General features: G+C 50.7%; 10 protein-coding genes and 1 pseudogene. 4 read left to right on the top strand and 7 right to left on the bottom strand.

Features of this window, described 5'->3' with window-relative positions; all coding sequences use genetic code 11:
• Positions 1 to 196: 196 nt before the first annotated feature.
• Positions 197 to 1495 carry an ATP-binding protein gene (locus QCH34_RS01455; protein WP_300328901.1) on the bottom strand — a complete coding sequence of 433 codons (1299 nt, stop codon included), beginning with the start codon at positions 1493 to 1495 and terminating at the stop codon, positions 197 to 199.
• A 236-nt stretch (positions 1496 to 1731) separates the two neighbouring features.
• On the opposite strand from QCH34_RS01455, the gene QCH34_RS01450 reads away from it, so the two are divergent.
• Complete coding sequence (locus QCH34_RS01450; RefSeq protein ID WP_300328897.1) at positions 1732 to 1962, top strand: antitoxin VapB family protein; 231 nt, start codon at positions 1732 to 1734, stop codon at positions 1960 to 1962.
• Positions 1959 to 2231 carry a type II toxin-antitoxin system RelE/ParE family toxin gene (locus tag QCH34_RS01445; RefSeq protein ID WP_300328894.1) on the top strand — a complete coding sequence of 91 codons (273 nt, stop codon included), beginning with the start codon at positions 1959 to 1961 and terminating at the stop codon, positions 2229 to 2231. The genes QCH34_RS01450 and QCH34_RS01445 overlap by 4 nt, the downstream gene beginning before the upstream one ends.
• Before the next feature lie 21 nt (positions 2232 to 2252).
• Here QCH34_RS01445 and QCH34_RS01440 read toward each other — a convergent pair whose 3' ends face one another.
• Positions 2253 to 2849: a DapH/DapD/GlmU-related protein gene (locus QCH34_RS01440; protein WP_300328891.1), complete on the bottom strand. Its 597-nt coding sequence runs from the start codon at positions 2847 to 2849 to the stop codon at positions 2253 to 2255.
• Positions 2850 to 2998: 149 nt separating this feature from the next.
• Between QCH34_RS01440 and QCH34_RS01435 the strand changes: the two genes are divergently transcribed.
• Together QCH34_RS01435 and QCH34_RS01430 are read left to right on the top strand one after the other, a co-directional pair.
• Positions 2999 to 3313: a hypothetical protein gene (locus tag QCH34_RS01435; protein ID WP_300328888.1), complete on the top strand. Its 315-nt coding sequence runs from the start codon at positions 2999 to 3001 to the stop codon at positions 3311 to 3313.
• 313 nt (positions 3314 to 3626) lie between these two features.
• Positions 3627 to 4904 (top strand): ATP-binding protein, encoded by a 1278-nt coding sequence (locus QCH34_RS01430; protein WP_300328885.1) that lies wholly within the window; start codon positions 3627 to 3629, stop codon positions 4902 to 4904.
• 220 nt (positions 4905 to 5124) lie between these two features.
• Here the strand turns inward: QCH34_RS01430 and katG are convergent, their stop codons facing one another.
• The 5 genes and pseudogenes from katG to QCH34_RS01405 all read right to left on the bottom strand — a co-directional run.
• Positions 5125 to 7320 (bottom strand): catalase/peroxidase HPI, encoded by a 2196-nt coding sequence (gene katG / locus QCH34_RS01425; protein WP_300328882.1) that lies wholly within the window; start codon positions 7318 to 7320, stop codon positions 5125 to 5127.
• A 337-nt stretch (positions 7321 to 7657) separates the two neighbouring features.
• Positions 7658 to 8437, bottom strand: coding sequence for a 4Fe-4S binding protein (locus QCH34_RS01420; protein WP_300328879.1), 780 nt, complete (start codon positions 8435 to 8437; stop codon positions 7658 to 7660).
• Positions 8438 to 8547: 110 nt separating this feature from the next.
• The gene (locus QCH34_RS01415; RefSeq protein WP_300328877.1) at positions 8548 to 9327 is read right to left on the bottom strand and encodes an AAA family ATPase; all 780 of its coding nucleotides are present in this window, start codon (positions 9325 to 9327) and stop codon (positions 8548 to 8550) included.
• A gap of 59 nt (positions 9328 to 9386) precedes the next feature.
• Entirely contained in the window at positions 9387 to 11288 is a 1902-nt protein-coding gene (locus tag QCH34_RS01410) for an ASKHA domain-containing protein (protein ID WP_300328874.1), read from the bottom strand.
• Positions 11285 to 11467: pseudogene (locus tag QCH34_RS01405) on the bottom strand (acetyl-CoA decarbonylase/synthase complex subunit gamma); the annotation flags it as partial. The pseudogene QCH34_RS01405 and the gene QCH34_RS01410, both read right to left, overlap by 4 nt.

The raw sequence follows: 11467 nt of genomic DNA, 5'->3' as shown, positions 1-11467 counted from the left end.
GTACGATTCGCCTGAGGAGGCAGCAGAGCAGTGGATCACAATGCATGCACCGGATTTTGAGGACATCGATCTTGTGACCCGGCACTTCAGGGAGCGGCTGGAGAAGGATAGTGAGGGGAAGTACCATGAACGATCTGTCAGGACGACGGCGATGGTCTCGTGGAATAAGGGTGAGTGAGTAGAGGGGAGATCTTCCTCAATCGCTGATACAGTGGACTGCATACAGAGGGACTGATCGTATCTCATTATCCAGTCCAAAATTTTTTGAGGATATCCTGATGGCATATTCAGGATGATAGTATTCGGTAAATTGGGTGAGACTTTTTGACCGGACATTTCCTGAGGATTTCACTTCAATTGGGATGATATTTCCGGATCTGCCCTGAATGACAAAATCTACCTCCGCATTTCCTTTTGATTCCCAGTAATATGGGGTATAACCGGCTACACGGAGTGCGAAACAGACATAGTTTTCTGTCAGGACTCCCTTAATACTGTCCATCTGTGAACTTTTTTGCAGAATCAGATGTGCAGGTAGCCCGAAGTGAGCACACAGGAGACCGGTATCGGTCATGTAGATCTTAAAAAAATATGGATCGTGATGAACCGTTAAGGGCAGGACAGCTTCATTGACCTTATTGCAGATTATAATGATCCCTGATTCTTTCAGCCAGTTGAGTGCTGAATCATAGGTATTTGCCCGTGCCCCCGATTTGATGATACGGTATTGGAATTTTTTATTGGGTTTTGCAAGCTGTGTGGGAATACTCTGAAATACCTCCATTATTCGAGCTGTCTCTTCGGGAGCGGCGTATTTTGCCATATCTGCGATATAAGCATTACTGATATTTTTCTGGACGGAATGAAGGTAGTCCATATCCTCACGCTCCTTGTATTCAAGAACCGCACCCGGCATCCCCCCAACCACAAGGTAGAGCCGGAAGAGATCAAGAGCTGTTTCATGCAGCGACATTCTGGTATTGGAATTGTATGACTCCCTGATCAGATCCGCAAGTTCCGTTCGTCCATTCGCCCATAAGAACTCTTCAAAATCCAGAGGATAGAGGGAAAGCATCTCGACTTTTCCGACAGGAAATGAGTATTGCTCCCGGTTCAGGGCAACTCCAAGGAGGCTTCCGGCTGCGATAATGTGGTAGTCAGCCTGATCTTCGCAGAAATATTTCAGGGATGTCAGTGCCCGTTCGCATACCTGGATTTCATCAAAGAAGATGAGCGTATCAGAAGGAAGAATTGTTTGTGCATATAATGCAGAGAGTTCCTTTACAATTCTCTCCGGATTTAAATCACGGGCAAAGATGTTTGCTGCCTCTGTATTTGCCTCGAAATTTACATAGATTGTATTTGCATAGTGTGTTTTCCCAAAATCAAGAACCGAGTATGTCTTTCCCACCTGCCGGGCGCCATACAGGAGAAGAGGTTTACGATTGTGGTCATCTTTCCACTGCCTGAGCCTGGCAGATATCTTTCGCTCCATGCTGTCATCTCTTCACTTCCAACATAATAAAAGTGTTGCCAGAGTACACTTTTTGGATCGAAAAAGTGTCATGGGAGTACACTTTTTCGATGATATGGCATAGTGTACTCCCTAAAATGGGGGCGGGAGACCCCTCTCATTCAAGCTGATCGGTGGGATCTGGTTCTGGAAAAGTCTGGGCGATTAGTTTTGATATAAGTGAAAGATATATGATGGTATGAGGAGGATGGATATATATGAGCGTTTCAATCCCTGTTTCACCGGAGATAAAAACCCGGCTGGATAAGATAAAGAGGCCAGGGGAGTCGTATGAGGAGGTTATTGAACAATTGCTCGACGATCATGATGATCTGGATACGTCTCTCTGCTCAGGATGGGCAAAAAGGGCAAAGGAAGCCATCTCTGAATACCGAAGGGGTGAATCTCTGACTGAAGACGAGATTATAAAGAAATATGCCCTTAAATGACCTTTGAAATCCATTATTCTAAAGCCGCAGACAGAGATCTCTCTAAACTTCCCAATGAGGTCATCAAAAAGATTGTTTATGCCATTGGTGATATCAGGGAAGATCCTTTTGCCCATATTCAAAAGATGAAAGGAGCAAAGAATCCTCCACAATATAAGTTCAGGGTTGGCGAATACCGGGTGATCCTGCTCCTTGATCAATCAGAAAAAGTGCTTCTTGTTGATGGAATAGGGCATAGAAGCACAATCTATCAACGGTACGGAAAGTAACAAGTTTCCTTATATTCTCTTCTATCCCCTCTTCATCTCTTCCGGCAGCAACTTGATCCGGGCCGGGGATCCGACTGCCATCATCCCTGCCGGTACATCATGCGTAACAACCGATCCCGCTGCAACGGCCGCCCCCCGTCCGATCGTGACGCCAGGGAGGATGATGGCGGCCGCCCCGATTGCTGCATAGTCCTCGATCACCGGCCCCTCAAGCCGGGGTTTGCCTGATGGCGGGTAGCGGTCGTTTGTGAGGGTGACATGCGGACCGATGAAGACATGATCCCCGATAGTTGTGTGGGTTGGGATGAATGCCATGCTCTGGATGCTCACGTGGGATCCGATTGAACAGTTCCCCTCGATGATGGTGCCGGTGCCAACCGAGGTCTCATTCCCGATTGTTGTCTTCTCGCGGATCAGGACATTGTGGCCGGTGTTGCAGCGATCCCCGAGGGTGACGTCGGCATAGAGGATGGTGCCGGATCTGAGTGTCACGCCTGTGCCGATCACGGTGCCGGGGTGATCAACTTTCCCGATATAGTCGCGGGAGGGAAAGCCGATGGTGACGGGCTCAAAGACGGTGAGGGATTTGCCGATGGTATTCGTGCCGTATTCGATCATCTAAAAGAGAGATGGGTGGGGATGGGAGAAAAAGGGAGGGGGTTATGGTTTATTTATGGCTTGCGTTTTATATAGGTTTATCATATTAACAACAATCTTAAAGGTCTATAAAAACAAGTGGTTATTCATTTTAGAGGAGGAGTTAGCAATTGAAATTACAATTTATTGAATTCGAAGATGAATGGATGAATAAATGTAAAGAACTTGAGACAATCGAACTCTCTCCAAAAGAAGCAGATAATAAAAAACGAGAGTATGAAATTAAAGAAATGGAATTAAAGGCATCTATTACTAAATTTGAATTAGAAGACTTTTATGAAACAACTGAAAAGGTCAAATGGGCAGTTGATATGGCATTAACTAAGGCAAAAATAAACTATCGAAACAATGAAGCTAAACGTTTAAGGAAAGTATGGGGTCCATTTGCAGGTTTGGTGTTGTTACTTAAATCAAAATTTAAGTAATTTATTAATAACGTAATTAAGATAAGCGTATATTTCTTGCTCTTCAAGATTCTCTCTCTTGTTTCTTATCGTATGAAAGTACTGCATCGAAAATTACCATATATTTACTTTTAATTATAATTGGTAGATCGTCTTTGGAACAGAAGAATGACTCTCCATGTTTTGTATTTTAATTAGTATATTAACGAAGAAGGGAGGGGGTGGAGAGAACGGATAGGCTCATCAAATGGGCTCATTGTATTCTGGTGAGGTTGACAGAAAGTATATATTGCTAATATACAAAATAGATGTAAAATCAATATTGGTAATATACATGTTAACCGATCGCACCCTTGAAGAGATCATCCTCGATCAACAGGAGGTATTCATAGCAAAGGATCCCGGTGTGAACCGTTCCATCGAGTACGGCAGGTATATGCGGCACGATCAGATCGTTATCATCTCAGGGGTGAGGCGGTGTGGAAAATCGACACTCCTGCGTCAGTTTGCCACTCACTATGACTCCTATTATTACATGAATTTTGATGATGAGCGGCTAATCGATTTTAGCGCCGCGGATTTCTCCCGGCTCATGATCATCTTTCAGAAGATTGCAAAAGATACCCGGACTATCTTTATCGATGAGATCCAGAATGTCCCGGGATGGGAGCGGTTTATCCGGCGCATTCATGATGAGGGGTACAAGATCTATCTGACAGGATCAAATGCACGCCTCCTCTCTTCAGAACTTGGGACACACCTTACCGGCAGATACGCAAAGATTGAACTCTATCCTTTCTCATTCCCTGAGCTTCTTACATTCCATGGGATAGACGCCGGTTCACTGACCTCGAAGACGAAAGCCGATATCCTGAGAACCTTTGATCGCTATCTTGAAGAGGGCGGCTTTCCCGAATTTTTGAAATTCGGTGATCCGGAGTACCTGAAACGGACATATGATGATATCATCTACCGCGATATTGTCTCCCGGTTTGGTATACGGGAGGTAAAGGCATTCCAGCAGCTTGTTCAGTATGTCTTTTCAAATGCGGGAAAGGAGGCCAGTTACAATTCACTCGCAAAAGCAGTTGAGATCAAGAGTCCGATGTCAGTTAGGGCATACATCGGTTATCTGGAAGAAGCATATCTTGTCTTTGAACTCTACAAATACGATGCTTCCCTGAAACGGCAGTATGCAGGGCAGAAGAAGCTGTACGTGATAGATAACGGGATGAGAAATGCCATTGCATTCCGCTTTTCACAGGATACCGGCCGCTTGTTAGAGAATCTGGTATTCATCGAGCTGAGAAGGAGAGGTGCGGAGATATTCTTCTTCAAAGAATCTGGTGAATGCGATTTTATCATCCGTGAGAGAGATCACACAACAGATGTGCTCCAGATCTCATATGAACTGAATGCGATTGATCGTGACCGTGAGATCGCAGGGCTCTCCCAGGCTATGGCGGCTCATGCTCTCTCAGAGGGCACGATTCTCACCTATAACCAGGAGGAGGAGATCGTCACTCCCGATGGGATGAAGGTTCATGTCATGCCGGTCTGGCAGTGGCTGATAGAAGGATCGGGGGATAGAACGGGCAATCGCAGCCTGTAATGATGCTTTCATCCACGGTGTCGTTGCATAATGCAGATGGTCCAGACTATCCTGTTTTTTAATCCTGCAATGATTCATAAAAAAGGAAAGGGATTAATCATTCCTGCCAGATATCTGTTGTCAAATATCCAATCCACATTTTATCGGCGATTTTCTCCAGTTCCTCTATGATCCATCCTCCTCAGAAGTTTTCCACTATCTCAATGCTTCTGACCCTCAATCACGCCAGATCAAACCGATCCAGATCCATCACTTTTGCCCATGCCGCCACAAAGTCTAAGACAAACTTCTCTTTTCCATCTTCACTTGCATACACCTCGGCCAGTGCCCGGAGCTGGGCATTTGATCCGAAGATGAGATCGACACGGGTGCCGGTCCACCTGAGGTCGCCTGTTTTGCGATCGCGTCCTTCAAAGATGTCTGCATCCTTTGAGACTGGTTTCCACCCGGTCCTCATATCAAGCAGATTGACAAAGAAGTCGTTTGTGAGCGTCTCTGGTTTTGTGGTGAAGACACCGTATTTGGTCTCTCCGTAGTTGGTGTTCAGCACACGCATGCCGCCGATAAGCACCGTCATCTCAGGCGCAGTCAGGGTCAGCAGTTGCGCCTTGTCCACAAGTAGCTCCTCAGCCGATACAGAATAGCGGGTCTTCTGGTAGTTCCGGAAACCATCGGCCTTCGGCTCAAGAACGCCAAATGACTCCACATCGGTCTGCTCCTGTGAGGCATCAGTTCGTCCCGGCGAGAAGGGGACTGTCACGGTATGTCCGGCATTCTTCGCCGCTTTCTCGACTCCGGCACACCCGGCAAGGACGATCAGATCTGCAAGCGATACCTTCTTTCCACCTTTCTGTGTACTGTTGAATGCAGCCTGTATCTCAGTCAGGGTCTTGAGGACCTTTGCCAGACGGGCGGGCTGGTTGACTTCCCAGTCTTTCTGCGGCGAAAGGCGGATACGGGCCCCATTGGCACCGCCCCGCTTGTCAGAGCCGCGGAAGGTGGATGCCGATGCCCATGCGGTTGTAACCAGCTCCGAAACCGTGAGGCCGGAAGCGAGGATCTTCTCCCTGAGGGAGGCGATATCCTTTGCATCAATCAGCTTATGATTGACGGCGGGGATCGGATCCTGCCAGATCAGATCTTCCTTCGGTACCTCGGGGCCGAGATAGCGTGAGCGGGGCCCCATGTCCCTGTGTGTCAGCTTGAACCATGCACGGGAGAATGCCTCGGTGAGCTGATCGGGATTCTCATAGAAACGGCGTGATATCTTCTCATAGATGGGATCAAACCTGAGGGAGAGGTCTGTCGTCAGCATGGAGGGGGCATGCCGCTTCGATGGATCGTGGGCATCCGGCACTGTACCAGCGCCTCCGTCGCCCTTTGGCTTCCACTGGTGAGCATCGGCCGGGCTCTTCGTCAGTTCCCATTCATGAGTGAAGAGTATCCTGAGGAAGTTGTTGCTCCACTTCGTCGGCGTGTTCGTCCAGGTGACTTCAAGGCCGCTTGAGATGGTGTCGCCACCCTTCCCGGTGCCAAAGCAGCTCTTCCAGCCAAGACCCTGCTCCTCGATAGGGGCAGCTTCCGGCTCGGGGCCGACATGGGTTGCAGGACCGGCACCATGGCATTTTCCGAAGCTGTGTCCTCCGGCAATGAGAGCGACGGTCTCTTCGTCATTCATCCCCATGCGGGCGAAGGTCTCGCGGATATCCTTTGCTGCTGCAACCGGATCGGGGTTGCCGTTAGGGCCTTCGGGATTGACGTAAATTAATCCCATCTGGACAGCTGCAAGCGGGTTTTCAAGGTTCCGTTCACCGGAATAGCGTTTGTCACCAAGCCATTCTTCTTCTGATCCCCAGTAGACTTCTTCTTCGGGCTCCCATACGTCTTTGCGGCCGCCACCGAAGCCGAATGTCTCAAAACCCATTGACTCAAGGGCAACATTTCCGGCAAGGATCATAAGATCGGCCCATGAGATCTTTCTGCCGTACTTCTGTTTTATCGGCCAGAGGAGCCGGCGTGCCTTGTCGAGATTGACGTTGTCAGGCCAGCTGCTGAGGGGTGGAAACCGCTGCTGAGCTGAACCGGCGCCGCCCCGGCCATCTCCACTGCGGTAGGTGCCGGCGCTGTGCCATGCCATGCGGATCATGAAGGGTCCGTAATGGCCAAAGTCCGCAGGCCACCACTCTTCTGAAGCCGTCATCAGTGACTTCAGATCTGCTTTGACGGCCTTCAGGTCGAGTGTTTTGAACTCTTCGGCATAGTTGAACTCTTCTCCCATCGGGTTTGTGAGGGGGGAGTGCTGGTGAAGCAGCTTCAGGTTCAGCTGGTTTGGCCACCAGTCCTGGATCGTTCTTCCTTTCCCACTCATCATTGGATTTCCTTCGCCCATTGCAGGGCTCTTGTTTTTGTCGGTCATACTGTCATCTCCTGAATATCTATTGGGTGGATATCTTTCAGAAAACGGCCTTTTTACCTATCTGTCCATTTGGATTGTTCACTTTGCGTTCGTCCGTTCTCAGTCTGTAACATTAAACTCTCATGTCATTAACCTAACGGTGCGGCTCATAAAATGGCAGAAGATGCAATAAAATCGAGAATATGTGCTTTTAAGGTTATTTAGAGATTTTTTTAGTGTCTTGTCATTTGCGAAGAGAACAAATCCCTATGTTCAGATCATCTATGGCCTAAATTCATAAATTCTTATTGTAAATACCCTCTAATACGATAAATGCAGTTAATTGGGATTTTCTCTTTTATTCCTGCGTCCAATTCCTGCCCCCAAAAACCGGGCATTCCGTCACACACCTGCTGCACCGAATCGTCGCCGTCTTCGCAATCCAGGGGGCGATTGGTGCTATGCACCTGAGGAGGAGCTGCCTGCCGATCAGCCATTTTGCTATCGGGACAACCGGCCCCGGAACCCACGGGCTGATGGTCCTGCACCTGAAGACCTCGACACCATCAGGGCCTATAGCACCTGCCGGGCAGGCTTTGATGCATTTTCCGCACCCAATACAGATATCCGGGTTCTGGTTCGCGTGATCTTCAGCGTTCTCCTGTTTCTGCACGCTATTGGTCTTGATAAGATTAGATTCTCCGGTGACAACACCGGAGAGAATCAGCCGGGCCCCATGCTCCCTGTTCAGGAGCAGGGTGCTCTTCCCCGGTGCTCCAAGGCCGGCGGCAGCTGCAACCTGCTTCAGCCGCACCACGCCCCGCACCCGGCCATCCTCGATCCTGATCGGGAGATAGAGGGGGATATGCCGGGCCGGGATGCCCTCGCCATCGAGCATGCTCTCAAGCCGGATCGCGGCATCATTCAGCCCTTCTGCAATTCCAAGCATGATCTTCGTCTGATCTCTTGCATTTAGGGAATATGCTTCAGCCGGAACTGCCTCTCCGAAGACGATCACCGATTCACCGGGAGGAAAGAACTCCTTCACATATCCCCTATCCCTCTCTGAGAGGGCGGTGAGGGATGCCTCGCCGTACGTCTCTATCGCTTCATCCCGGAAAAAAGCATGCAGATCCATCTATTATGCCTCAAACGTGATCGGTCTTCAGTCTACCGCTCGAAGGAGAGTCCGGAAGGCATTCTGTTTCTTTCCTCCCTTTTCCCCCCCTTCGCCTAACCATATTTTCTTCAGTACCCGGCTTTCCCAAGGATCTCCTTTACCGAGAGATAGCCTGGTGTATCATCAGGGAGATCCAGAAGCGATCTGCCGGAGAGGACATACTCCTGCACCAGTGGGTCCTGTGTCACCTTCCCGAGATACTCATGCGGGAGGGTTGTCTTTGCCCGTTCCTCCTCTGACTCCGGGAAGAGATATCCTCCCACAATGAAGAACCGGTTCATCCCGATCTTCACCTCTCTGATGATCCGGTGTGCCCGTTTCACATGCTCAAATGACTTGTGCGAGGGTCCCATGATGTCGAAGATATCGTCAACCTGGCTTGCCACTTTCCGGTTCAGGTGCTCTAGTCCTGCCGGTGAGTCGATCAGCACATACCGGTAGTTCTTCGTAATCGTTGCGAGTGCTCCTTTCAGTGCCGAGTCAGGAAGGCAGTAGCAGCCCTCCACCCACTTCGTCCCGACTGCGATGAGATCGAATGAACCGCCTTCATACAGGCCATCCTCCCAGATCCTGCTCTCAATCCGCTCAGTGGGTGCAACCCCTGTCGTGGTGCCGCCCCGCTTAATAAAAGTTTCTGAGATGAGATCTGCAATCGTCTTCACGCCTTCCTTATCGAGATCGATCCCCACCATCTCGGCGAGGTTCTGGTCAGGATCGAGATCCACAAGGAGGATCGGTGTCTGAGCCTTTGCGATGAAGTGCTTTGCCGCAAGTGCCGTAAAACTCGTCTTTCCTGTTCCTCCCCGTCCCATCGTCACCAATGTCTTCATGTCTAAATCACCATCCATTTCCATTTTACCTCATCATATGCCTTCCCAAACGTAACTATTCTGCACCTCTGAAAGCTTCAGCGGGAAAATCCCTTCTCCTCACCATCCGCTTCTCCATCAGTTTCCCGTCCTGATGCCGGATCCACTCTGCCTGGAAAATACTCCTCCTTCCCCGGAATATAGAGGGCAGCGGTATACTCCTCGATAAAGTCAACATCAACGAGGAGATCGATATAGACCATGGTACCGGCAATCTTCTCCGCTTCCCTCCGCTTGGTTTTCGATACCAGTGCCGCATATGCACCTTTCAGTGAGGTGTTTCCAACCGGGTGCACCTCTGCATTGGGAAAGTATGGGATAATCCCAAATGCAACGGTATTGTGAATATCCACAAAAGCCCCAAACGCTCCCGCGAGGAAGATATGCCTGATATCTGTCACTTTCATCCGGTATTTCTTCAGGAGCACGCCGATCCCTCCGCAGAGGGCGGCTTTAGAGTCCATGAAGTAGTCCATATCCGCTTGGGTGATGACGATATCCCTGCCTGTTTGGGAATCCTCTGCTCTCACAACCACGTATTCAGGGCCATTGTGCCCCTCCCGGACGAGCGGATGGTCGGTGAGGATGCCCTTGAAGTCAATGATGCCTGCTCCAAACATCCCGGTGACACAATCGATCAGCCCTGAACCACAGATGCCGCGTGGCTTTCCACCTCCGATCACCATGCAATGCGCTTCCCCGGTATCCGGCTCGATCGCCACCTTCTCGATTGCACCGTGCATCGCCCGCATCCCGGAGCTGACGCCTGCCCCCTCGAATGCGGGGCCCGATGCACAGGAGATCGAGGCGATCCAGTCCTTATTGCCCATCACGATCTCTCCGTTCGTGCCGAGATCGATGAAGAGGGAGATATCCGATCCGCAGTGCAGCCCAGAGGAGAGCACCCCTGATACCGCATCGCCACCGACAAAGCGGCTCACGTTCGGGAGGCAGAAGCAGTAGGCTTCGGGATGGATCGATATCCCAAGCGATGCTGCCTTCCTGATAAACGGCTTCCGGGGAACATCGGCATCTGCCAGCTCCAGGTATCCCGGATCGGTTCCGGTAAGGAGGTGGTTCATCACGGTATTGCTTGAAACAGCAATCTCCACCAGATCGAGCGGGTCCACACCGGCAGTCTCCGCAACACGCCGGATAGCGACATTGATACTCCCGGCTGCTGCCTGCTGGAGGATCCGGAGCCCGTCACCCTTCATGGCAAAGGCGATCCTGGTGATCACCTCTTCCCCATAGGTGATCTGCTTGTTCATGGTGGTCTCTTCAGCAATGACAAGCCCGGAATCCAGATCTACCAGTGCACAGGCGATCGTTGTTGTCCCAAGATCGAGGGCGATGCCGAGGGGCGGGCCGGCCTTCTCCTTTGGTATGGCATCAATCACCTCGGGATAGCCGTTTGTCTCGGTCAGAACGGCCACGAGCCCGGTATCCGGTTCCTGCATCTTCCGATATACTGAATCGCTGATGGCAGGCCTTTTCCCTGAATACTCTTTCAGGCGGATTGATGTACCTGCGTGGGGAAGAGTTGGGTTGGATCTGATCTCAAGCGGATACAGCCTGACCGCTGGATCCATCCCGCCGCAGTCGCATTCGCCGGAGAGCCCACAGAGGATCTGCGGCCGCTCGATCCGGCTCTCGACCGGGATCGTCACCTCCATGTCTCCGGTGACGAAGATCTCACAGGCGAGGCGGTACCCCCGTTCCCGCTCTGCCGTTGTCAGATGGTTCTTCTGGGTGAGCCTCTTCTCTCTGAAATCCCCGGATTCGATGATCACCCTGCACTTCCCGCACTCGCCCTTGCCCCCGCAGATGCTCTCGATCTGCACGTGCGCATTCCTGAGTGCGGCGAGGAGGTTCGTCCCCGGCAAAACGGAGACGACCGTATTCAGGGGGTGGAAGATTACCCTGCACTCCTCTTTCATTCGTCGTCCTTTGGCGGCCAGTACTCCTCGATAAAGCGTTTCAGGCCGGATGAGTCCTTCGGGCCGACAAGCACCCGCCAGCCGCTCACTTCTTCAGTCTCGCCGGAGAGGCGTGCTGCAAGGCCCGGAATGATCAGGGTGTGATGGTCGACGATCTTCTCAGCCTCGTAGATCTTCAG

The sequence above is a fragment of the Methanocalculus sp. genome (genome assembly GCF_029762515.1).
Classification (GTDB): Archaea; Halobacteriota; Methanomicrobia; order Methanomicrobiales; family Methanocorpusculaceae; genus Methanocalculus.
The sequence above is the reverse complement of the archived record's forward strand: the minus strand, read 5'-3'. Positions and strand labels throughout refer to the sequence as shown.

What these genes read in the sequence shown, in the direction of transcription:
- QCH34_RS01455 (WP_300328901.1), bottom strand. Translation starts at nt 1,495, where the DNA reads ATGGAGCGAAAGATATCTGCCAGGCTCAGGCAGTGGAAAGATGACCAC.
- QCH34_RS01450 (WP_300328897.1), top strand. Translation starts at nt 1,732, where the DNA reads ATGAGCGTTTCAATCCCTGTTTCACCGGAGATAAAAACCCGGCTGGAT.
- QCH34_RS01445 (WP_300328894.1), top strand. Translation starts at nt 1,959, where the DNA reads ATGACCTTTGAAATCCATTATTCTAAAGCCGCAGACAGAGATCTCTCT.
- QCH34_RS01440 (WP_300328891.1), bottom strand. Translation starts at nt 2,849, where the DNA reads ATGATCGAATACGGCACGAATACCATCGGCAAATCCCTCACCGTCTTT.
- QCH34_RS01430 (WP_300328885.1), top strand. Translation starts at nt 3,627, where the DNA reads ATGTTAACCGATCGCACCCTTGAAGAGATCATCCTCGATCAACAGGAG.
- katG (WP_300328882.1), bottom strand. Translation starts at nt 7,320, where the DNA reads ATGACCGACAAAAACAAGAGCCCTGCAATGGGCGAAGGAAATCCAATG.
- QCH34_RS01420 (WP_300328879.1), bottom strand. Translation starts at nt 8,437, where the DNA reads ATGGATCTGCATGCTTTTTTCCGGGATGAAGCGATAGAGACGTACGGC.
- QCH34_RS01415 (WP_300328877.1), bottom strand. Translation starts at nt 9,327, where the DNA reads ATGGATGGTGATTTAGACATGAAGACATTGGTGACGATGGGACGGGGA.
- QCH34_RS01410 (WP_300328874.1), bottom strand. Translation starts at nt 11,288, where the DNA reads ATGAAAGAGGAGTGCAGGGTAATCTTCCACCCCCTGAATACGGTCGTC.